Consider the following 22334-nt stretch of genomic DNA (forward strand, 5'->3'; position numbering starts at 1 on the left):
TAGTTGTTTGCCTGGTCCATCTGAGGGGGGAAACCCCTCCCCCCCCCCCCCCCCCCCCCCCCCCCCCCCCCCCCCCCCCCCCCCCCCCCCCCCCCCCTCCGGCGCTCCGGCTCTCAGGATCTCAGGCGCTCAGGATCTCAGCGCCGTCAGTGCACGATCGCGTGCGAGACCTGGCACCCGCTGACGCCGTTCGACCAGGTGCCCTGCATGGCGAAGGAGCCCGTCGCGAACGTCACGTTCTGCGCGCCGCCCGTCCCGCCGACGCCGTTCCAGGAGCACTTGTCGGCGTTCTCGTAGCCGGTCGAGTCGGTCCAGCCGCCCGCCGGGTTCTGGTCGGTGATGGTCTCCGAGTACTCGTGGCCGTACACGATGGTCACGCCGTCCAGGGTGCCCGCGCTGCCGCTGTTGACGTAGTTCTGGCCGCAGGAGGTGCCCATGTCGGTCACGTACGGGTCGTTGGTGAACGCCACGTCACCGTACGGGGAGGGGGCGGCGCCGCCGGACAGGGTGGTGTCGCCGTTGTAGTCGTGCCAGGCGCAGAAGCCGCCGTTCGGGGTGTTGAAGCCGTCCGGGTGGGTGCCGGTCGGCGACAGCACCACGTACTGCGCGTTGCGGTTGGAGGCGGGGGTGGTGTTGCCGAAGTGCCCGGCGGCCTTCACGGCCTCGGAGGCCAGCTGGAAGCCGCTGGCCTGGCTCGGCGCGGCGGCGGACTCGTCGACCCAGACGCCGGCCAGCGCGCCGCCGGTCGGGTAGCCGACGTGGGTGGAGCCGGTCGGGCAGCTGGTCGCGCCCGCGGCGACGCCCTCGCAGTACTGGGTCATGACGCCGGACCAGGTCTCGCTGTTGGTGCCGAGGCCCTTGAACAGCTGCTGCGCCCGGACGGCCTCGCCCTTCGGGTCGCCCGACAGCGTCGTGTAGCCGGCGGAGTCGGTGCCCTGGGTGCCCCACTGGGAGCCCCAGAAGATCAGGTAGACCTTCGGCGCGCCGGTGGTGACGCCGATGCCGTCCACGCCGCCGCCGTAGCGGAGGTTGGCGGCCGCCGGCTTGGCCGAGTTGCCGGCCTCCTTGGTCGGGTGCGCGCCGTGCCGGTAGGGGTGCGGCTGCCCGGCGAACTCGCCGGCCGGGCGGTCGTCCTGGGCGGCCTGGGCGGCCGGGGCGGCGGCGAAGCCGGCGGCGGCCAGCGCGAGGGCGCTGAGCCCGGTCAGGGCCCGCAGCCGCATCCGGCGGGAGTTGGGGGAGATGCCCATCGTGAGGGTTCCTCTCTGGTGCCGACCGCGCCCGGGTGCGGCGCGGCGGCACTGTGGGGGGACGACGTGGGAGGAGCGACGGCGGCAGGCCGACGAGCCGACGGTCCGCCAAGGACCGTCAGTGGCGTGGGGATCGGAGGCCGGTCACTGCCGACGGCCGGAAGCAAAGCACCGCCGCCGAAACCGGGTCAACGACGGAGAAGGTAAGACCAACCCCAAGGAAGGCCCTCGGGAACGTATCGAACGTCAAAAGCCCCCAGCTGCCGCCCGGTCGATGCGCGTAGCACAGCGGAATGCCAACAGTTGAGAGACGGCTCTACACCGTATGGGCCGGCGGAGCGCCGTCAGGGCGCGCCCGAGGGGCCCCCGACCTCGCCGATCCGCATGATCCGGCCGTGGGAGTCCAGCACCACGTCGTAGGCGTTGCCGTGGCAGCCGTACGGTTCGGCCGGCTCGCGCTCGGCGAGGCAGTCGTCGAGGTGGGCGATCAGCTCGTCGAGGGGGACGGCCGCGGCCGGGGCGTCGGGCCGGCCGTCGTGCGGGGCGTCGTGCGGGCCGTCGACGAGGGTCGCCGTCACGCCCGCCGCCGCGAAGCCGTAGTGGACGGGGCTGCCGGCGGGCTCGTAGCGGGCGGAGGCGCAGCTGAAGCGGGCCGGGCCGGCGGTGAGTTCGGCCGGGCCGGCGGCGACGACGAGCAGGACCTGGTGGCCGGGGCGTTCGGTGGGCACTGCGCACTCGGCCACGGCGGAGGAAGCCGCGGAGGCCCCACCGGAGGCCTCATCGGCGGCCCCGTCGGGAGAAGCGGCGGAGGCGGAGGAGGCGGAGGAGGCGCCCCCGACCGGGCCGGCCGCGGGCGAGTAGGCCTCCTCGTCGTCCTCGAAGAGGAACCCGTCGTCCTCGTCCAGCAGGTCGTCCGCGCCCTCGTCGGCCTTCGCGGCGGCGGAGGCGGCGGCCACCGTGGAACCGGAGTCGGCGGGCGTGCAGCCGGTGAGGGCGGCGGCGGTGCCGCAGACCAGCAGGGCGGCGGCGAGGAGCATGCGGGGCGTGGCCATGGCACCAGTCTCCCCGGGCGGTGGCGGTGGTCGGTAATCACCTGACACGCCCGGGGCCGGGACCGCGGTTCCCTCCTCCGTCGGATGTGCGGATCCGGCGGAGGAGGGAAGCTGTTGAGCGAGTGTCAGGCCGCGACCGGCCGACCCGCCTCGTACGCCTCCCGCACTCGGGCCTGCGCCTCGGCGCCCGCCGCCAGGTGGTCCAGGCCGAGCAGCGCCGCGCCCAGCACCGGCGGGGCGACGACGACCCGCGGCTCGGCCAGCGGCGCGGCCTCGGCGAGCCGGGCGGTCAGGTTGTCCAGCAGCAGCGGCTGCCGGGAGGCGAGCACGCCGCCGCCCAGCACCACCGGGGCCGGGGTGTCCAGCAGCTGCAGGCGCCGGAGCGCCACCACCGCGAGCCGGACGATCTCGTCAGCCTGGCGGTCGATCAGCTTCAGTGCCACCTCGTCGCCCTCGCCCGCGACGGCGAACAGCACCCGGGCGATCTCGTGCAGCCGGGCGTTCGGCAGGTGCCCGAGGTGGACGGCCTCGGCGACGGCGCCGGCGCTGGGCAGGCCGAAGTGCTCGGCGATGGCCCGGGCGAGCCCGGTCGGGCCGCCGCGCCCGTCCTCCGCGCGGACGGCGTGCCACATGCTGGCGACGGCGAGCCCGGAGCCGCCGCCCCAGTCGCCGGTGAGCTCGCCGAGGGCGGGGAAGCGGGCGGTGCGGCCGTCCGGCAGCAGGCCGACGCAGTTGATCCCGGCGCCGCAGACCACCGCGACTCCGAGCGGGCCGTCGGTGCCGGCCCGCAGCAGGCCGAAGGTGTCGTTGGCGACGGTGTTGCTGGCCCCCCAGGGGTGGGACTCCAGTGCCACGCGCAGGGCCTCCTCCTCGACCGGCAGGTCGGCGTTGGCCAGGCAGGCGCTGACGTGGCTGGTGAGCACGCCGCTCCAGGCCGGGTGGCCGGCCGCGGCGGCGGCCTGCTCGACCAGCGGGGCGAGGCCGGCGACCGCCGCGGCGCCGCCGATCTTCTGCGGCGCGAAGCCGCCGCCGCGGGCGGTGCCGAGGACGCTGCCGTCCGCGCCGATCAGGGCGACGTCGGTCTTGGAGTTCCCCGCGTCGATGGCGAGGACGCCGGGCAGGAGTGGTTCGGGCTGGTGGGTCATCAGGTCCCCGCGGCTCGTACGTGGCCCGGGCCGTGGTCGTCGGCCGGGTGCCCGGCCGTGGTCGCGGCCGGGGAGCCCGGCCGAAGGATCCCCGGCCGGGGGTGGACGGTCTCCTCGCGGCGCCCGCCCGCGGCCTTCTCGGGCCGGCGGGCGGGCAGCCGGCGGGCGCAGGTCAGGCCCAGGCGAGGTGCTCGCGGTTGTGGGCGAGCAGCCGGTCCGTGAGCTGGTCGGCGAGTTCGATCTGGCCGACCAGCGGGTGGGCGAGCAGGGCGTCGAAGACCCGGTCGCGGCCGCCGCGCAGGGCGGCGTCCAGGGCGAGGTGCTCGTACGAGGTGACGGCGGCGATCAGGCCGGCGTACAGCGGCTCGACGGTCCGCTGCGGCAGCGGGCGCACGCCCCGCGCGTCGACCTCCGCCGGGACCTCGATCACGGCGTCGTCCGGCAGGAAGGGCAGCACGCCGTCGTTGCGGGTGTTCACCACCTGCACGGAGGTCCCGCCGCCGGTGCCGAGCAGCGCGGCGATCAGCTGGACGGCGGCCTCCGAGTAGAAGGCGCCGCCGCGCTTGCCGAGCAGCTCGGGCTTGGTGTCCAGGGCCGGGTCGGCGTACAGCTCCAGCAACTGCCGCTCGATCTCGGCCACCTGCGCGGCCCGCGAGCCCTGCTCCTTCAGCTCCGCCACCACCGCGTCGTGCTGGTAGAAGTACCGCAGGTAGTAGGACGGCACCACGCCGAGCCGCTCGATCACGGCCTGCGGCAGGTGGAGGTCCTCGGCGATCTCCTTGCCGTGCGAGGCCAGCAGCTCGGGGAGCACCTCGCGCCCGCCCGCGGCGCCCGGGGCGTCCAGCAGGGTCACCCCGCGCTCCCAGGTCAGGTGGTTGAGCCCGACGTGGTCGAGCCGGACCAGCTCCGGGTCCACACCCAGGTGCCCGGCGAACTTGCGCTGGAAGCCGATCGCGACGTTGCACAGCCCGACGGCCTTGTGGCCGGCGGTCTGCAGGGCGCGGGTGACGATGCCGACCGGGTTGGTGAAGTCCACGATCCAGGCGTCCGGGTTGGTCCGGCGCACCTGCTCGGCGATGTCCAGCACCACCGGGACGGTGCGCAGCGCCTTGGCGAGCCCGCCGGCGCCGGTGGTCTCCTGCCCGACGCAGCCGCACTCCAGCGGCCAGGTCTCGTCCTGGTTGCGCGCCGCCTGCCCGCCGACGCGCAGCTGGAGCAGTACGGCGTCGGCGCCGGCGACGCCCGCGGCCAGGTCCGTGGTGACGGTGACGACGGCGGAGTGCCCCTGCTTCGCGAAGATCCGCCGGGCGAGGCCGCCGATCAGCTCCAGGCGCTCGGCGGCCGGGTCGATCAGCACCAGCTCCCCGATCGGCAGGGAGTCGCGCAGCCGGGCGAAGCCGTCGATCAGCTCCGGGGTGTACGTCGAACCCCCGCCGACGATTGCCAACTTCAGTGCGGACATCAGCCCTTGACCCCTGTCAGTGTCACGCCTTCGATGAAGGCCTTCTGAGCGAAGAAGAAGAGGACGATCACCGGCGCCATCACCAGCAGGGTGGCGGCCATGGTGAGGTTCCAGTTGGTGTGGTGCGCGGCCTTGAAGGACTCCAGTCCGTAACTGAGGGTCCAGGCCTGGTGGTTGTTGCTGGCGTAGATCTGCGGGCCGAAGTAGTCGTTCCAGCAGTAGAAGAACTGGAACAGCGCGACCGCCGCGATGGCCGGCTTGGCCATCGGCAGGACCACCCGCAGCAGGGTGCGCAGGTCACCGCAGCCGTCCACCCGGGCGGCCTCGAGGTACTCCTTGGGGATGGTCATCAGGAACTGGCGCAGCAGGAAGATGGAGAACGCGTCGCCGAAGGCCATCGGGATGATCAGCGGCCACAGCGAGCCGTCCATGCCCATCTGCTTGGACCAGAACAGGAACATCGGGATGACGGTGACCTGCGGGGGCAGCATCATCATCGCGATGACCGCCATCAGCGCCAGGTTGCGGCCGCGGAAGCGGAACTTGGCGAGGGCGTAGGCCACCGGGAGGCTGGAGACCACGGTCAGCAGGGTGCCGAGACCGGCGTACAGCAGGGTGTTGCGCCACCAGGTGAGGAAGCCGGGCGTGTCCCAGACCTTGCCGTAGTTGCCCCAGTTCCAGTCGGTCGGCCAGTAGTCGGTGGTGAGCGCCTGCCCGTCCGACATCACCGAGGTGAGGAAGACGAACACGAAGGGCAGCAGGAAGAACAGCGCGGCGGCGATCGCCACCGTGTGCACGGCCACCCAGTTGAGGAACGCGCGGCGACGGGCGGCCCGGGCGGCGGGGCCGCCGGACCGGTGGGGGACGGCCGTGGCCGGCCCCTTGGTGAGTGTGGTGCCAAGGGTCATGATCGGGTCCTCCCGGGCCGCTAGTCGTCGCTCGCCATGAAGCCGGAGCGGCGGCGGAGCAGGATCGAGGTGACGGCCATCGAGATGGCGAACAGCACCACGGCGACGACGCAGGCCGCGCCGTAGTTGTAGGTCTGGAAGCCGAGCTTGTAGACCATCTGCGGCAGGGTCCAGGTGGAGCCGCCGGGGTAGCCGGGCTCGAACTGCTGGCCGGAGCCCCCCGCGATGCCGCTGGCGACCTTCCCGGCGACGATCGCCTGGGTGTAGTACTGCATGGTCTGGATCACCCCGGTGACCACCGCGAACATGATGATCGGCGAGATGTTCGGCAGGGTGACGTACCGGAACCGCTGGAAGGGGCCGGCGCCGTCCAGCTCGGCCGCCTCGTACTGCTCCCGGGGGACGTCCAGCAACGAGGCCATGAAGATGACCATCAGGTCGCCGACGCCCCACATGGCGAGCAGGGTGAGCGCGGGCTTGGACCAGTCCTCGGAGGCGAACCAGCCGGGCTGCGGCAGGCCGAGCTCGCCCAGCAGGTGGTTGACCGGGCCGGTGCCGGGGTTGAACAGGAAGGCGAAGGCGACGGTCGCGGCCACCGGCGGGGCCAGGTACGGCAGGTAGAACGCGGTGCGGAAGAAGCCGGCGCCGGTCTTCACCTTGGTGATGAGCATCCCGATGCCCAGGCCGAAGGCGACCCGCAGGCTCACCATCACGACGACCAGCCACAGGGTGTTGCGCAGGCCCTGCCAGAAGGTCGGCAGGTGGTTGAAGACGTAGTCCCAGTTCTTCAGGCCGCTGAAGGTCGGGGTGCCGAAGCCGTTGTAGGAGGTGAAGGAGAAGTAGACGGTGGAGACCAGCGGGTAGACGAAGAAGACGCTGAACCCGATCAGCCAGGGGGAGAGGAAGGCGAGGGTGCGGGCCGCCGCCCGGCGGCGCTTCCGACGCAGCAGGTGCTGCGAGGAGGGCGCCGCCGGGCCGGTCGGTCCCGCGTCGGCCTGGTCGCCGTTGCCCTTGCGGGTGCCGAACGCGAGTGACATGGGAGCTCCGTGGACCGTTCCCGGCCCTTACTTGGCCTGGGCGATGTCGGTGTCGATCTGCTTGGCCGTGGCGGCCAGGCCCGCGGCGAGGTCGCCCTGCTTGCCGGACTCGTAGTCGTAACCGAGGTTCTGCAGGGTGGTGATGTAGGAGCCGCCGTTGACAGCGGGCGGGGTGGTGCTGGAGTGGGTGTTCTTGGCGACGTCCAGGAAGGTCTTGAAGTTCGCGTCGCTGACCAGCTTCGGCGAGTCGAGCGCGGCGAAGGTGCTCGGCACGTTGTGGATCGCGTTGGCGAAGTTCACCACCGCGTCGGTGTCCGTGGTCAGGTACTTGACGAACTCCCAGGCGGCGGTCTGCTTCTTGCTGGTGCTGGCGATGCCGACGATGGTGCCGGTCTGGTAGCCGCGGCCGTAGGTGTCGGCCTGGTCGTCCGGGACGGGGAAGGGGGCGGTGGCCCACTCGAAGTCGGGCTTGTCCTTGGCGAGCGAGGCGGTGCGCCACTCGCCGTCCAGGATCATCGCGACCTGGCCGGTGTTGAAGGGGTTCTTGGCGCTGAACTCCTCGCCGAAGGTGGCGCGGTACTTCTCCATCTTGGCGTAGCCGCCGAGCTGGTCGACCATGCCCTTCTGCCACGTGAGCATCGCGGCGACCTTCGGGTCGGTGGCGATGTTCGACTTGCCGTCGGGGCCGAAGTAGCTCGCGCCGTACTGGCCGAGGTAGTGCTCGGTGGTGGACTCGTAGCCGTGGTACAGCGGCATGAAGCCCAGCTGCTTGTACGAGTCGCCGTCGGGGGCGGTCAGCAGGGCGGCGTCGGCGGCGAACTCGCTGAAGGTCTTCGGCGGGTTGGCGATGCCGGCGGCGGCGAAGGCCTTCTTGTTGTAGTACAGGCCGTAGGCGTCGCCGAGCAGCGGCAGCGAGCACTGGTTGCCCTGGAACTGGGTGTAGTCGAGCATCGTCGCCGGGAAGGTCTTGGCCGGGTCGATGCCGCTCTTCTGGAGCAGCGGCTTGAGGTCCGTGAAGGCCTTGGTCGAGCAGAACATGCCGACGTTGTTGGTGGTGAAGGAGGACACCACGTCCGGCGCGTCCGCGCCGCCCGCCCGCAGGGCCTGGTTGACCTTGTCGTCCGCGAGGCTGTCCACCGCCTTGACGTGGATGTTCGGGTGGGTCTTCTCGAACGCGGCGATGTTGTCGTTGATCGCCTTGACCTCGTTCTCCTGGCTCCAGCCGTGCCAGAAGGTGATGGTGACGTCCTTGCCGCTGGCCGAGTCGTCGTTGCCGCCCGCGTCGCTGGAACCGGTGCAGGCGGAGGCGAGCAGGGCCAGGACGGCGCTGCCGGCGACGGCGGCGATGGTGCGACGGCCTCTGCGGGACGTGGTGGCGTGCACTTCGGGATCCTCCTGGGGGTGCGCGGGCAGGCCTCGTTGCCTCGGGTCCCGCGTTCGGGGGTAGGGAGAGGTGGGTGCAGGTGGCGAGGTGACAGGGGGAGCGTCAGTGGGGTGCGTCAGTGGCTGCGTCAGTGGGTGGTCAGTGGGTGGAGAAGACCGCCTCGCGGGCGTCGGACAGGGCACGTTGCAGGGCGCCGAGCAGCACCGGGGAACCGGGCAGGCCGCTGCTGCGAACCTCCGGCCGGGCGATGGAGATCCGGGCCAGCTCGTCCTCGACCAGCGCGCGCAGCCGCTCGCCGCCCGCGCTCGGCACCACGCCGGAGAGGACCACCAGCTGGGGGTCGACGACGGCGACGATCACCGCCAGCCCGACGGCGAGCCGCCCGGCCAGCTCGGCGAGGAAGGCGTCGCCGGCGCCGGGGGTGGCCAGCGCCCTGGCGACGGACTCCTGCGCGGTGGCCGCGCCGAGCCCGTGCTCACGGGCCAGGGCCCGCACGGCCGGTGCGCCGACCAGGGCCTGGAACCCGCCGAACTTGCGGCGGCGGGCGTCCCACTCGACCGGCGAGTCGGGCAGCGGCATGTAGCCGACCTCCCCGGCGCCGCCGGTGAAGCCGCGGTGCAGCCGCCCGGCGATCACGATCGCCGCGCCGACCCCCGCCCCGGCCCAGAGCAGGACGAAGTCCTCGAAGCCGGCCGCGGCGCCCGAGGACTGCTCGGCGACGGCGGCCAGGTTCACGTCGTTCTCGATCGACACCGGCGCGCCGATCGCCCCGGTCAGCTCCTCGACCAGCCGCGGCGAGTGCCAGCCCGGCAGGTGGGAGGCGTAGCGCAGCTTGCCGGTGACCGGGTCGGGGGCGCCGCCGACCCCGATCGCCGCGGTGCGCAGCGCGCCCTCGGGAATCCCCGCGGCCCGCACGGCCTCGGCGACGGCGGCGGCGACCGCCGGGACGGTCCCGGCCGCCGGGATCCCCTTGGTCGGCACCGTGTGCTCGGCCAGCGTGGTGCCGGTGATGTCGGCGACCGCGACCCGGATCTCACTGTTGGTGACGTCCAGTCCGGCGACGTACCCGGCGGCCGGATTCACCTGGTACAGCCGGGCGTTGGGCCCCGGGCCGCCCGCCGTGGTGCCCACCGGCAGGACCAGCCCGGCCGCCTCCAGCCGGGCCAGCAGCTGCGAGGCGGTGGGCTTGGACAGCCCGGTGAGGGCGCCGATCTGGGTGCGCGACAGCGGCCCGTTCTCCAGCAGCAGTTCGAGGGCGGCGCGGTCGTTGATGGCGCGCAGCAGGCTGGGGGTGCCGGCGAGGGGGGCCTTGGCGGTGCTCTTGGTCATGCCTGAATCCTCCTCGTTCGGCTGGTCGGGAGAACGGTCGGGAGAACGGTCGGGGAAGGGCGGGGAGGGGCCTGGAAGAGACGTGAAGAACTGTTAGGAAACTTTCCAGTCGCTTGGGAAGGACCGTAAGGGCCGTGTCAGCGGGGTGTCAATGGTCGGCGGAGCGGAGGATGCCGAAGCGTTACCGGATAGCGCGAGGCCCCGCCCCCACCGTGCTCGGGTGGGAGCGGGGCCTCGTGGACGGGTCCGTGGCGTGGGACCGCTACGGCTTCGAGGGGTCGTCAGCCCCCTTCGCCGCCGGGATCGGCTCGGTCGCCCGGTAGCGCGGCGAGCCCGGGTCGGCCAGCGCGGACGGCGCGGTCTGCTCGGCGGCCGGCACCGGCGAGGGTGCGATCACCACGCCGGTCGCCCCGGCCGCCGCTGCCGGGACCTCCTCCTTGACCTTGATCCCGGCCTGGTCGAACGCCACCTTCAGCCGCTGGCGCAGCGCCCGGGAGACGGCCGCCGCCTTGCCCGGGGCGGTCCGGGCCTCGATCCGCACCACCACCGAGTCGGAGGCGACCGACTCCACGCCCAGGATCGACACCGGCGCCCAGATCAGCTCGTCGTACGGGGCCTCCTTGGCCATCCCCTCGGCCGTCGCCAGGATCAGGTCCTCGACCCGGACCAGGTCCTCCTTGTACCCGACCTGCACGTCCACCGAGGCGGTCGCCCAGCCCTGGCTCATGTTGGCGATCCGCTTCACCTCGCCGTTGCGGATGTACCAGATCTCGCCGTTGGCGCCGCGCAGCTTGGTCACCCGCAGGCCGACCTCCAGCACCGTGCCGGTGGCCACCCCGGTGTCGATCTCGTCGCCGACGCCGTACTGGTCCTCCATGATCATGAAGACCCCGGAGAGGAAGTCGGTGACCAGGTTGCGGGCGCCGAAACCGATCGCCACACCGGCCACACCGGCGCTCGCCAGCAGCGGCGCCAGGTTCACCCCCAGCGCGGAGAGCACCATCAGCGCCGCCGTGCCCAGGATGGTGAAGGAGGCCACGCTGCGCAGCACCGAGCCGATCGCCTCCGAGCGCTGCTGGCGCCGCTCCGTGTTCACCACCCCGGTGTTGGCCAGCAGCCCGCCCAGCCGGCTCTCCTCCTGGTTCTCCGAGGAGCGCGCCATCCGCCCGATCAGCTGGGTGATGAGCTTGCGCACCACGGCCCGCAGCACCAGGGCCAGCAGGATGATGAAGACGATCCGCAGCCCCGCTGCGAGCCAGCCCTGCCAGTGGGTGTCGAACCAGCTGGCGGCCTGCCGGGTGGTGTCCGAGACCTCCTGCGCGCTGGTCGGTATCCGCAGGTCGAGCTCGGGCAGCTGCGCGGTGGGGCTCGGGGCCGGCGTCGGGGTGGAGAGCGTCGAGGACGCGTCGGACGGACCGGTTGCACCGGAGCTGAACACGTGCGGGCCTTCCTGACGGGGGTGCGTGTCCGGCCCGCACCGCCGACGAGCGGCCCGCGGACCGAGAGCATTAGCCTATCCGCCGCCGTCTGCCCGCCCTGACGCGCCGGGAACCTCCCACGAGCGTGCCCGAGGGCGTACGGAGCGTTCCGAACGCCCCGTCAACGCCCCCGTACGCTCCCCGCGCACCAGCACCACTGGGCCGCCCGGGGCAGTCGGGGCACTGCTCCGGACGGCCGAACCGTGCCCCCGGAGGGCCACCGGCAGGGTCACCGGGGCGCACCGCACCGCCACCCGGGTGCAACCCGACCTTCCCCCGGGCATACCGGCTATGACAGAGACCACACCCGGAGTTCAAGTCAGGTCCGTTACACAGGAGTGGTGGCGCCGTACAAAGGCGTAAGGCGACACTGGGGGAGATCGCGCACGCGTGGCGCGGTCCAACCGCTCGTCCCGGCGCGAGCCACGCGCCGCAGGCGTCCAAGGAGGCATCCGTGCCGCATGTCCTGGTCCTCAACGCGTCCTACGAGCCACTCGGCGTCGTATCGATGCGCCGCGCACTCATCCTGGTCCTCAACCACAAGGCGGTCAGCCTGGAGGACTCGGGAGTCACTCTGCACAGCGCCACCAGCGCCCTTCCGGCGCCGTCCGTCGTCCGACTGACCCGCTTCGTCCGGGTCCCGTTCTGCGGGCCCGTCCCGCTCACCCGCCGGGCGCTGTTCGCCCGCGACCACGGCCGCTGCGTCTACTGCGGGGCCGCCGCCACCAGCGTCGACCACGTCATCCCGCGCAGCCGCGGTGGCCAGCACCGGTGGGACAACGTGGTGGCGGCCTGCCGCCGCTGCAACCACACCAAGGCCGACCGCCACCTCACCGAGCTCGGCTGGCGGATGAAGCGACCACCCGCGCCGCCCAGCGGCCTGGCCTGGCGCATCATCGGCACCGGGATCAAGGACCCGCGGTGGCGGCCCTACCTGGAGCCCTACGGCGGCGGCGACCAGCTGCGCGCCCCGCAGTGGGGCGAGTACGAGCACCACGACCATACCGAGCAGCCGGTCCACCCCGTCCCGCTCGGCCGGGCGCACCCCGCCCACCCAGCCCCCGTCCGCCGCGGCGAGCAGCCCGAACCGCTCTCCGCCTGACCGCAGCTCCACAAGGGCCCGCCCGTCACACCGTCGGTACGCGCCTCATGGGCCGCCGAGCCCCCCGCACAGGGGAGCCGGCGGCCCGCCGCGTTCTCCGGGCCCCGGCCCGGCTCCCTGCCCGGCCACGCTGCGCCACGCCACGGCCACGGCCACGGCCTGCGGGCTGCGGGCCATGGCCACGGGCTACGGCCACGGGCTGCGGCTACGGCTTCTGCGCCGTCGCGGGAGGCGCCGCAGGGGCGCCCGGCACGCCGCCGGGCTGGGCGGGCTGGCCGCCGGCCGGGGGCTGCGGCGCGGCCGGCGGGGTCACGGCGTACAGCTCGATGCCGAACAGCGAGTAGCCGTACTTGGTCGCCCGCGCCACGCCCTGCACCCGGACGTACCGGACCCCGGGCGCGTCGAAGCGGACCGTCTCGTCGCCGCCCCTGCCGTTGTCCACCGTCGCCGCGTTCGTCCAGGTGTTCCCGTCCGTCGAGACCTGGATCCGGTACGAGGCGGCGTACGCGGCCTGCCAGTGCAGCACCGCCGCGCCCAGCCTGGTCGGCTGCGGCAGCTCCAGCCGCACCCAGGCGTCGTCCTTGGCCGGCGAGGACCAGCGGGTCTTCGGATCGCCGTCGTTGACCGCCGAGGCCGGGAAGGCCGCCGTCTCGTCGCCCGAGGAGGTGGCCTTGGCGCCGGGCGCCAGGTCAGGACCGCCGGTGGGCGGCACCACGTGCACCTGGAGGACCTGCCGGACGGTGGTGCCGCCGGCCACGAACTGCACCGGCACCTGGTACGTCCCGGACGGCGTGTCCGCGGCGGCGCTCACCAGCAGCGGCACGCCGACCCGGCCACCGCGCGGCACGCTCACCGGGCCGGCCGGGGTCACGGTCAGGCCCTTGGCGGCGGCCGGCACCTCGGTGCGCAGCTCGCCGGTGGTGCCCTCGGGGCGGCCGGCCTCGACGGTGGCCCGGGTCGTCACCGGGGCCGCGGCGCCGGTGACCACGTCCAGGGCCGGGTCGGCGAGGCTGAGCCGGGCCGCCGGGGCGTCCGCGTACCACGGGATCACCTGGTTGACCACCGGAGGGTCGCCGCCGGGCCGCCAGGTCAGCCGGAACGCGTCGGCGGCCAGCCCGCCGGCCGACAGCTCGTTGTAGCCGGGCTGCACGGTGCCGAGGTCGGCCCAGGTGCCGTCGGCCCTGCGCACCGCGAGGGTGGCGGTGGCGTGCACGGCCGGGTCGGTCAGCACGGTGAGCCGGTCCAGCGGACGGGCCGCGCCGAGCTCGACGACGAGCGGCTCGTCGAGTGCCGTCGGCGCCTTGGCGGCCCGGTACGCGGTGTCCGGGTTGCCGTCCAGCACGGCGGCGGCGGAGGAGCCGGGCGCCGCGTCGGGACCGCCGCTGACGCTGGCCGGGGACTCGTCCGGGGAGGTGACGGTGAACTCGCGCACCGCGACGGCGGTCTTCTGCGCGGCGGTGGCCCGCAGCCGCACCGCCCGTACCACGGTGCCCGGCGGGAGCTGGGTGCTGACCGTCTTCTGGTTCCTGACCGCGGCGAGCTGCTTCCAGCCGCCCTCGCCGGTCGTGTACTCCAGCACGCCGTCGCGGATGTAGTCGTCCTCGGCGGTGCGGGCGTCCGGGCCGTTGCCCCAGCCGCCCATCAGTACGGTCACGCCGCTGACCGGGCGGCCCGCGCCGAGGTCCAGGCCGACCGCGTCGCCGGGCTGCGGGGGAGCGGAGCTCCAGTAGAAGGTGTCGGCCACGCCGTCGGTCATCAGCGCGGGCAGGTGGTCCTGCGCGGTGCCCATGGTGGTGGTCGGGGTGAGCGCGCCGCCGCCCACGCCCGCCCAGTTGTCGGCGGCGCGCACGGCGCGGTCCAGGAACGGGCCGAGCACCCCGGTGCCGACGGTGGCCGGGGCCCGGTCCAGCTGCTCGCGCAGCCGGTTGAGCTCGACCCTGGCCTTCCAGGCCGCGGTGCCGTCGCCGCCGCGCTGCGCCAGCAGCATGTCCAGGGCGGCCTGCCCGGCCAGCCCGTAGTCGCGCAGCGGGCCCAGCCAGGGCGCGGCCTCGCCGGCCAGCTGGGCGGTGGCCGGGGTGCCGGCCAGGGTCTGCTGGGCGGTGGCCATGGTGGCGAAGGCCTCCCGCAGCGGGGCGGCGGCCTCGACCAGGCGGGCGACGTCGGGGGTGGCGCCCGAGGTGGGCTCGGCGGCCGCCCAGAAGCGGTCCAGCAGCGGCGTCAGATAGCCGGACTCCTGCTTGGACAGCGGGGACGAAGTGCTGTTCCCGGCCAGCGCGGTGACCGCCGACAGCGCCGTCCCGGCGGGCGTCGGGGCGGCGCCGGTCGGCCCGGCCAGCGAGCGCACGGCGGCCTGCCAGGACTCCTCCGGCTTGTACCCGGCCGGGTTCCAGGCGAAGTCGCCGGCCGTCGAGAGGGCGATCCGGGACGCCACCGGCTGCTGCATCGCGCCGGTCAGCAGCGCCGCCGAGCGGGTGGCCACCTCCGGGTCGCGCCCGGCGTAGGCGCCGAGGAAGAGCCGGTCCGGGGTGGCGTCGTTGACCGGGTAGTTGTCCATGGTGAGCAGCGGGTGCCCGTACAGCCCGGCGGTGTCCGAGGCCTGGGCGCCGGTGATCTTCTCCGGGATCACCCCGGCCCCGCTCCACGCCACCTGGACGCCCTCCGGCAGCGCCGCCGCCAGCGCCTTGCGGTACGGGGTGGAGCCCTGCTGGTGGTACTCGGTGGGGACGACGGACAGCGGCGCCAGGCCCGGGTTCCGCGCCACCAGCCGGTCCTGCACCTTCTTCACCAGCTCGGCCTGGGCCTTGGCGGCCGCGGCGGGCCCGGTGCCGTACTCGTCGCGGTCGTCGCCGCAGTGCCACTCGTCGTAGCTGACGTCCAGGAACTGCAGCTGGAAGGCGGTGAAGCCGAGCCCCCGCAGCCCGTCCAGCTTGTTCACCAGCGCGTCCACGTCCTTGCCGGAGCTGAAGCAGAGGGACTGCCCCGGGTCGATCGCGTAGCCGAGCGTGACGTGGTTCTGCCGCGCCCGGAAGCCCAGCTCGCGCAGCTCCTCGGCCTGGGCTGCGGGGTAGGCGTTGCGCCAGCGGGAGAGCCGGTACGGGTCGTCACCGGGCGCGTAGAGGTAGAAGTTCTGCTTGGAGCGGCCCAGGAAGTCGACCTGCTCCAGCCGCTGCCGGGCGGTCCACGGGGTGCCGTAGAAGGCCTCGGCGGTGCCGCGCACCGGCGCGCCGGTCGGCCAGTCCCGCAGCGTGATCCCGGGCAGTCCGAGCCCGGCCGCACCCGACGCCTGCCCCTGCCCGGCCGGTACGGCGGCGAGCAGCTGACGCAGGCTCTGCGCGGCGTAGAAGGTGCCGGTGGCGTCCACGCCGGACAGCACCACGGCGCCGTACGTCCCGCCGCCCTGGGCGGGCAGCTGACCGGCCGACAGCACGTACCCGCCGGCCGGCATGCCCGCGGTCGAGGGCGCGGCGTCCTCCTTGCCGCCCGCCGCGACCGCCAACTGCCGCAGCACCCGGCCGGTCTCGCCGCCGGCGCCCTCGGCGGGCCCGCCGACGTACACCACCAGCGTGCCGGCGGCCGGCGTCCCGCCGTCCGGCTGCGGCGTCACCTCGGTCGCCCCGGCGACCTCCAGCACCTCGTGGACGGCCCGCACCGCGCCCTGGTCCACCTTGGGAGCGGTCACCAGCGTCACGGCCGCCGGCACCGTGACGGGCCGGCCCGCCACCGTCTGCTGCTGCGGCTTCGGGAACACCTTCGGGTCGGTCACGCTGCCCAGCGGCGTCTGCGGCGCGGCACTCACCACGTCCGGCGCCGAAGCCGCGGCGGGCGCCGCGTACGCCGTCGACGGCACCGAGCCGGCCAGCAGCCCGCCGACCACCGCCGCGGCCGCGACCCCGGCGGCTATCTGCATCGTCCGCCGCCCCGGCCGCCCGGCGGCGAGCTCGGCCCGTTCGGCCCGTTCGGCCCGCTCCTCCCGCACGGACGCCAGCAGCGGCTCCGTCCCCTTGAGGTCGGCGATCAGCCGGTCCGCCGTACGCGGCGCCAACTGACGGCACGTCCGCGCCGTCGCCCGCCGCGCCGCCACCGCCGCGGGGTGCTGCACGACGTCCCGCAACGCGGGACTCTGCTCCAACTGCGACCGCAGCCGCCGCCCGGCCGCAACGGACACTCGGGCTTGCACAGGAGCCTCCTCGCCAGGCCACGACCACATCTCCGGCAACCCCACCAGCTGGCCAACCCGGGTGTCAACGCCGTCGACGGCTATGCCGGCTTTGTTCTGTTTTATCCCCTTGTGGAGATCGGGTCCGACCCCTGGCGCGGACCGGCCGCGCCCAGCAGAATCGGCGTCAGGGTGTGGCGCAGCGTCAACCGTGCCCGGGGGAGGGGACAGCGGATGGTCCGACCACCGGCGCGCCGATGGCCGCCGGCCCTGATCGCGGTCGGCCTGCTCACGGCCACGGGGTGCTCCCCGTCGCCCGAGCCGACCGCCGGCCTCCAGCGGGACGGCGACGGCTTCGCCGTCCTCGCCCCGCTCTGTTCATGGGGCCAGGTGGGGTCGGTGACAGTCGCGACCACCCGCACCGACCTGCGGGAGGAGTGGACGATCACCCCCGGCTCCTGGGAGGACCGGACGGACCGCTTCCCGCTCTTCGTCACACCCCCCGGCTGGAGCGCCACCGCCACCGGCCTCACCGCCCTGAGCCGCGACCGGACCTACCTCCTCGGCGCCGCGGACATCGTCATGGACTTCACGCTCGCCGACCTGGACAAGCTCAAGGGTGACGAGGTCCTCACCATCAAGGGCGTCGGCACGACCCGGGTGAAGCCCGACAAGTTCCGCGCCAGAGCCCTCAAGTCCTGCTGAGCCGCCCCTGGCCGATCCGCCCCGGCACCGTCGTGTCGCGCTGGGTGATCGTGGCGTCACGCGGGTAGGACTGTGGCTGTTCCGACCGGGCGTTGCCGAGACATCGCAGGAGCCGCGAGTGGCCGCTTACCACGACAGTGACGGAGCCGAGCAGGTACCGGCGCAGGATGCCCCGCCGCCGCCCGCCGAACTGGTGGCGCTGGCGCAGGCGTACGGGGTGGACACCCGCTACCCGGGGCCGGGCGGGCAGGCGGTGGGGGCGCGGACGCTGGTGGCGGTGCTGGGGGCGATGGGGGTGGCGGCCGGGTCGCCGCAGGAGGTGGGGGAGGCGCTGGAGCGTCACCGGGCCGAGCAGCGGGGCCGGTTGCTGCCGCCGTGCGTGGTGGTGCGGCAGGGACGGCGCACCGCGCTGGACCTGCCGGCGGATGCCCGGCTGCTCGTGGAGCTGGAGGACGGCGGGAGTTGGGAGCTGCCGCGCGGGCACTCGCACTGGGTGCCGGGGGACCTCCCGCTGGGCCGCCACGTGCTCACGGCGGAGAGCACCACGGGGACCGCCCGGGCCGCGCTGATCGTCGCCCCCGAGCGGCTGCCGCAACTCCCGTGCCGCGGCTGGGGGTTCCTCGCCCAGCTGTACTCCGTGCTGTCCGAGCGCTCCTGGGGCATGGGCGACCTCGGCGACCTCGTCGAGCTGGCCCGGTGGGCGGGGGCAGGGCTCGGCGCGGGCTTCGTGCAGATCAATCCGCTGCACCAGGCCCTTCCCGGCACCCCCTCCGACCCCTCCCCGTACCGCCCGTCCTCGCGCCGCTTCGCCGACCCGGTGCACCTGCGGATCGAGGCCGTCCCCGAGTACGCCTACCTGGTCGGCGACCAGCGCGACCACGCCGAGGAGCTGACCCGCCGCGCCGCCCGGCTGCGCGAGGAGGTCCTCGGCCACGACGCCCTGATCGACCGGGACGCCGTCTGGCGGCTCAAGCGCGAGGCCCTGGAAATGCTGCACCGGGTACCGCGCGGGCCCGGGCGGCAGGCCGAGTACGAGGCGTACCGGCACCGCGAGGGGGAGTGGCTGCGCCGGCACGCGCTGTGGAACGCCCTGGCCGAGGAGCACGGCCCGGTGTGGCACCACTGGCCGAAGGGCCTGCGTCACCCGGACGGCCCACAGGTGGAGCGGGCGGAGAAGGAGCTCGGGGCGCGGGTCGAGTTCCACCGCTGGCTCGCCTGGCAGGTCGACCAGCAGCTCGCCCACGCCCAGCGCGCGGCCCGCGAGGCGGGCATGCCGGTCGGGCTGATCCACGACCTGGCCGTCGGCGTCCACCCGGACGGCGCGGACGCCTGGGCGCTGCAGGACGTGCTGGCCGGCGGCATCTCGGTCGGCGCCCCGCCGGACGCCTTCAACGCCCATGGCCAGGACTGGGGCCTGCCGCCGTGGCGCCCGGACGCGCTCGCCGAGGCCGGCTACGCCCCGTTCGCGGAGCTGCTGCGGGCCACCGCCCGACACGCCGGGGCGGTGCGGATCGACCATGTGATGGGCCTGTTCCGGCTCTGGTGGGTGCCGAACGGCCACCCGCCGACCGAGGGCGTGTACGTGCGCTACGACGCGGAGGCGATGCTCGGCGTGCTGGCGCTGGAGGCGCACCGGGCCGGTACGGCGGTGATCGGCGAGGACCTCGGCACGGTGGAGCCGGGTGTGCGGGAGGAGCTGGCGGCGCGCGGGGTGCTCGGCACCTCGGTGCTCTGGTTCGAGCGGGACTGGCAGGCCGACGGCGCGATCCTGGACCCGGACCGCTGGCGGCCGGGCTGCCTGGCCACCCTCACCACCCACGACCTGCCGAGCACCGCGGCCCGGCTCTCCGGCGAGCACGTCGAGCTGCGGCACCGGCTGGGCCTGCTGGCCAGGCCGCTGGGGGAGGAGCAGGAGCGGGCGGCGGCGGAGCTGGCGGACTGGCGGGCCGAACTGGTCCGGCTGGGGCTGATCGGCCCGGACGAGCCGCTGTCGATGCCGGTGCTGTACCGCTTCCTGCGGGCCACCCCGGCGGAGCTGATCGGGGTCTGGCTGCCGGACCTGGTCGGCGACCCGCGCCCGCAGAACCTGCCCGGCACCTGGGACCAGTATCCGAACTGGCGTCTCCCGGTCGCCGACGGCGCCGGCGACCCGGTCACCCTCGAACGCCTCGCCACCGCCCCCGCCGCCGGCCTGCTCGCGCGGCTCCTCGCCCTGCCCGACTCTGCCAGGCGGACCCCGACGCGCGCCCTCCCATAAGCAGCGAGTAAGTTGGAAACGTGGACAAGAGGAACGCTTTGCGAGCCGGCGCGGTTAGCGCAACGGTCACGCTGATGATGCTGCTGTCGTCGCCCGCCATGGCCTTCGCCCGGGACGACGGTGACGACCCCGGTTCCGGCCTGAGCGTCGGCGAGACCCTCGGCCTGTTCGTGTTCCTCCCGCTCGTCGCCTTCGCGGTGATCGCCGGTCTGGCCGGCCTGCCGTACGGCAAGGGCAAGAAGAAGTAACGCCGCGTGGAGGCGGGCGCCGGCCACCTGAGCCCGCGTTCGCCACGGAAGCCCGCGACCGCCACGGAAGCACGCGTCCACCCAGGACCCGCACCAACCCCGAAGGGGCGCCGGACGATCCCGTCCGGCGCCCCTTCGGGCTATCCGCGCACCGTCAGCGGGCCCCCGCCGCACGGTCGACCGCCTGGGCCTTGAGCGCGCGCTCGACGCCCGCCCGCGCCTCGACGACCTGGCGTCGCAGGGCCGGCGCCGGCTCGGCCGAGGCCAGCCACGCGTCGGTCGCGTCCAGCGTCTCCTGCGTGACCTCCAGGGCCGGGTACAGCCCGACGATGATCTGCTGCGAGATCTCGTGGCTTCGGGTCTCCCAGATGCCCTTCACCGCCGCGAAGTACTTCGCCGCGTACGGCGCGAGCAGCTCGCGCTGGTCGGACTGCTGGAAGCCCGCGATGACCGCTTCCTGCACATAGTTCGTCAGCTTGTCGGACTCCACCACCGACGCCCAGGCCTGCGCCTTGGCCTCGGCGGTCGGCCGGGCGGCGCGGCAGGTGGCCGCGTGCTCCTGGCCGGCCGCGGTGTTGTCCCGCTCCAGCTCGGCGGCGATGGCGGCCTCGTCGGCCCGCCCGGTGGCCGCGAGGCGCACCAGCAGCGTCCAGCGCAGCTCGGTGTCCACCGCGAGGCCCTTGACCTCGACGGTGCCGTCCAGCAGCCCGGCGAGCAGGTCCAGCTGACCGTCCGTACGGGCGACCGAGGCGAGGGCGCGGGCCCAGGCCAGCTGGTGGTCGCTGCCGGGCTCGGCGGCGCGCAGGTGCTCCTCCGCGGCGGCGGCCCAGCGCTCGAGGCCCTGCTCACGCCACTGCGGGTCGGTGTAGGCGTCGAGGGCGAGCTTGACCTGGCGGTGCACGGACTGCACCACGCCGATGTCGCTCTCGCGGCCGATGCCGGACAGTGCCAGCGACAGGTAGTCGCGGGCGGCCAGCTCGCCGTCGCGGGTCATGTCCCAGGCGGAGGCCCAGCACAGCGCGCGCGGCAGCGAGTCGGCGAAGCCGCCGAGGTGCTCGGTGACGACGGCCATCGAGTCCTCGTCCAGCCGGATCTTGGCGTACGAGAGGTCGTCGTCGTTCAGCAGCACGACGGCCGGGCGGTGGCGGCCGACCAGCTCGGGCACCTCGGTGCGCGGGCCGTCGACGTCCAGCTCGATCCGGTCGGTGCGCACCAGCGCGTCGCCGTTCAGCTCGTACAGGCCGATCGCGATGCGGTGCGGGCGCAGCACGGCCTCGCCCTTGGCGCCGGCGGGCAGCGCGGGGGCCTCCTGGAGCACCGCGAAGGACTCGATCTCGCCGTCGGTGTTGACGGTGACGGCGGGCCGCAGCACGTTGATGCCGGCGGTCTCCAGCCAGGCCTTGGACCAGGCCTTGAGGTCGCGGCCGCTGGCCTCCTCCAGGGCGCCGAGCAGGTCACTGAGCCGGGTGTTGCCCCAGGCGTGGCGCTTGAAGTACGCCTGCACGCCCTGGAAGAACGCGTCCTGGCCGACGTACGCCACCAGCTGCTTGAGCACCGAGGCGCCCTTGGCGTAGGTGATGCCGTCGAAGTTGACCTGGACGTCCTCCAGGTCGTTGATGTCCGCCATGATCGGGTGGGTGGACGGCAGCTGGTCCTGCCGGTACGCCCAGGTCTTCATCTGGTTGGCGAACGTGGTCCAGGAGTGCGGCCACCTGGAGCCGGGGGCCTCGGCCTGGCAGACCGCCTCGGCGTAGGTCGCGAAGGACTCGTTGAGCCAGAGATCGTTCCACCACTCCATGGTGACGAGGTCGCCGAACCACATGTGGGCGAGCTCGTGCAGGATCGTCGCGGCGCGGGCCTCGTACGCGGCGTCGGTGACCTTGGAGCGGAACACGTACTGGTCGCGCAGGGTGACGGCGCCCGCGTTCTCCATCGCGCCGGCGTTGAACTCCGGGACGAAGAGCTGGTCGTACTTGGCGAACGGGTACGGGAAGTCGAACTTCTCCTGGAAGTAGTCGAAGCCCTGCTTGGTGACCTCGAAGACGGCCTCCGGGTCCAGGAACTCGCGCAGCGAGGGCCGGCAGTAGACGCCCAGCGGCACCTTCTGCTCGCCGTTCTCGTAGGTGTCGAAGACCCCGACGTACGGGCCGGCGACGAGCGCGGTGATGTAGCTGGAGATCCGGCCGGTGGGCTCGAAGGTCCAGACCCGGGTGTCGCCCTCGCCGACCGGCTCCGGGGTCGGCGAGTTGGAGACCACGACCCAGCCCGCGGGCGCGGTCACGGTGAACGCGAACGCGGCCTTCAGGTCGGGCTGCTCGAAGTTGGCGAAGACCCGGCGGGCGTCCGGCACCTCGAACTGGGTGTACAGGTAGGTCTCGCCGTCGACCGGGTCGACGAACCGGTGCAGGCCCTCACCGGTGTTGGTGTACTCGCAGTTCGCGACGACCCGCAGCTCGTTCTCGGCCGCCAGGCCCGGCAGCGGGATCCGGCTGTCGGCGAAGCTCGCCGGGTCGAGCCGCACGCCGTTGAGGGTGATCTCCTCGACGCTCGGGGCGACGAGGTCGATGAAGGTCTCCGCGCCGGGGGTGGTGGCGGTGAACCGGACCACGGTGGTGGACCGGAAGGTGCCGCCCTCGCGGGCCGAACCGAGGTCGAGCTCGATGTCGTACGCGTCCACGTGGAGGAGGTCGGCCCGGGTGCGGGCCTCCTCACGGGTCAGGTTTGTGCCGGGCACTCGCTGCACTCCTTTGTCAGACTGATGGTCCGAATCCTCGCACGTCCAACGTACGGGGCGGCCGGAAAATCACGGCGGGGCGGGCCCGGG

14 protein-coding genes and 1 pseudogene are annotated in these 22334 nt (G+C 73.8%); 4 read left to right on the forward strand and 11 right to left on the reverse strand.

The features are described from left to right. Window positions 1-146 precede the first annotated feature (146 nt). From ACZ5OX_RS21470 to ACZ5OX_RS21510, 9 genes are all read right to left on the reverse strand, one after another. Complete coding sequence (locus tag ACZ5OX_RS21470; protein WP_465632038.1) at window positions 147-1247, reverse strand: hypothetical protein; 1101 nt, start codon at window positions 1245-1247, stop codon at window positions 147-149. A gap of 344 nt (window positions 1248-1591) precedes the next feature. Further along, window positions 1592-2299: a hypothetical protein gene (locus ACZ5OX_RS21475; RefSeq protein WP_465632040.1), complete on the reverse strand. Its 708-nt coding sequence runs from the start codon at window positions 2297-2299 to the stop codon at window positions 1592-1594. Between the two features lie 125 nt (window positions 2300-2424). Continuing rightward, window positions 2425-3444 (reverse strand): N-acetylglucosamine kinase, encoded by a 1020-nt coding sequence (locus tag ACZ5OX_RS21480; protein ID WP_465632042.1) that lies wholly within the window; start codon window positions 3442-3444, stop codon window positions 2425-2427. 172 nt (window positions 3445-3616) lie between these two features. Then, complete coding sequence (locus ACZ5OX_RS21485; RefSeq protein WP_465632347.1) at window positions 3617-4897, reverse strand: 6-phospho-beta-glucosidase; 1281 nt, start codon at window positions 4895-4897, stop codon at window positions 3617-3619. Window positions 4898-4905: 8 nt separating this feature from the next. Beyond that, the gene (locus ACZ5OX_RS21490; RefSeq protein WP_449789291.1) at window positions 4906-5814 is read right to left on the reverse strand and encodes a carbohydrate ABC transporter permease; all 909 of its coding nucleotides are present in this window, start codon (window positions 5812-5814) and stop codon (window positions 4906-4908) included. 20 nt (window positions 5815-5834) lie between these two features. Beyond that, on the reverse strand, window positions 5835-6851 hold the full coding sequence (locus tag ACZ5OX_RS21495; protein WP_465632044.1) for a carbohydrate ABC transporter permease: 1017 nt from the start codon (window positions 6849-6851) through the stop codon (window positions 5835-5837). Between the two features lie 27 nt (window positions 6852-6878). Next, window positions 6879-8234, reverse strand: a complete 1356-nt coding sequence (locus ACZ5OX_RS21500) for an ABC transporter substrate-binding protein (RefSeq protein ID WP_465632046.1) — start codon at window positions 8232-8234, stop codon at window positions 6879-6881. 139 nt (window positions 8235-8373) lie between these two features. Next, a complete protein-coding gene (locus ACZ5OX_RS21505) occupies window positions 8374-9564 on the reverse strand; it encodes an ROK family transcriptional regulator (RefSeq protein ID WP_465632048.1) in 1191 nt (396 codons plus the stop codon). 262 nt (window positions 9565-9826) lie between these two features. Then, window positions 9827-11002, reverse strand: coding sequence for a mechanosensitive ion channel family protein (locus ACZ5OX_RS21510; protein WP_465632050.1), 1176 nt, complete (start codon window positions 11000-11002; stop codon window positions 9827-9829). Between the two features lie 494 nt (window positions 11003-11496). On the opposite strand from ACZ5OX_RS21510, the pseudogene ACZ5OX_RS21515 reads away from it, so the two are divergent. Further along, a pseudogene (locus tag ACZ5OX_RS21515) lies at window positions 11497-12000 on the forward strand (HNH endonuclease); the annotation flags it as partial. A gap of 349 nt (window positions 12001-12349) precedes the next feature. Here ACZ5OX_RS21515 and ACZ5OX_RS21520 read toward each other — a convergent pair. Next, window positions 12350-16321: a beta-N-acetylglucosaminidase domain-containing protein gene (locus ACZ5OX_RS21520; RefSeq protein WP_465632052.1), complete on the reverse strand. Its 3972-nt coding sequence runs from the start codon at window positions 16319-16321 to the stop codon at window positions 12350-12352. Between the two features lie 213 nt (window positions 16322-16534). Here ACZ5OX_RS21520 and ACZ5OX_RS21525 point away from each other — a divergent pair, with 213 nt between their 5' ends. From ACZ5OX_RS21525 to ACZ5OX_RS21535, 3 genes are all read left to right on the forward strand, one after another. Further along, a complete protein-coding gene (locus ACZ5OX_RS21525; RefSeq protein WP_465632054.1) occupies window positions 16535-17005 on the forward strand; it encodes a hypothetical protein in 471 nt (156 codons plus the stop codon). A gap of 118 nt (window positions 17006-17123) precedes the next feature. Then, entirely contained in the window at window positions 17124-19262 is a 2139-nt protein-coding gene (malQ, locus tag ACZ5OX_RS21530) for a 4-alpha-glucanotransferase (RefSeq protein ID WP_465632056.1), read from the forward strand. A gap of 20 nt (window positions 19263-19282) precedes the next feature. Continuing rightward, window positions 19283-19510, forward strand: a complete 228-nt coding sequence (locus ACZ5OX_RS21535; RefSeq protein WP_449789298.1) for a hypothetical protein — start codon at window positions 19283-19285, stop codon at window positions 19508-19510. A gap of 154 nt (window positions 19511-19664) precedes the next feature. On the opposite strand, the gene pepN is transcribed toward ACZ5OX_RS21535, so the two are convergent. After that, a complete protein-coding gene (gene pepN / locus ACZ5OX_RS21540) occupies window positions 19665-22244 on the reverse strand; it encodes an aminopeptidase N (RefSeq protein WP_465632058.1) in 2580 nt (859 codons plus the stop codon). Window positions 22245-22334: the final 90 nt, after the last annotated feature.

This window comes from Kitasatospora sp. NPDC032121 (genome assembly GCF_055580145.1).

Bases quoted from the DNA above. Each gene is read 5' to 3' on its own strand.
- ACZ5OX_RS21470 (WP_465632038.1), bottom strand. From the start codon at position 1,247: ATGGGCATCTCCCCCAACTCCCGCCGGATGCGGCTGCGGGCCCTGACC.
- ACZ5OX_RS21475 (WP_465632040.1), bottom strand. From the start codon at position 2,299: ATGGCCACGCCCCGCATGCTCCTCGCCGCCGCCCTGCTGGTCTGCGGC.
- ACZ5OX_RS21480 (WP_465632042.1), bottom strand. From the start codon at position 3,444: ATGACCCACCAGCCCGAACCACTCCTGCCCGGCGTCCTCGCCATCGAC.
- ACZ5OX_RS21490 (WP_449789291.1), bottom strand. From the start codon at position 5,814: ATGACCCTTGGCACCACACTCACCAAGGGGCCGGCCACGGCCGTCCCC.
- ACZ5OX_RS21495 (WP_465632044.1), bottom strand. From the start codon at position 6,851: ATGTCACTCGCGTTCGGCACCCGCAAGGGCAACGGCGACCAGGCCGAC.
- ACZ5OX_RS21505 (WP_465632048.1), bottom strand. From the start codon at position 9,564: ATGACCAAGAGCACCGCCAAGGCCCCCCTCGCCGGCACCCCCAGCCTG.
- ACZ5OX_RS21525 (WP_465632054.1), top strand. From the start codon at position 16,535: ATGGTCCGACCACCGGCGCGCCGATGGCCGCCGGCCCTGATCGCGGTC.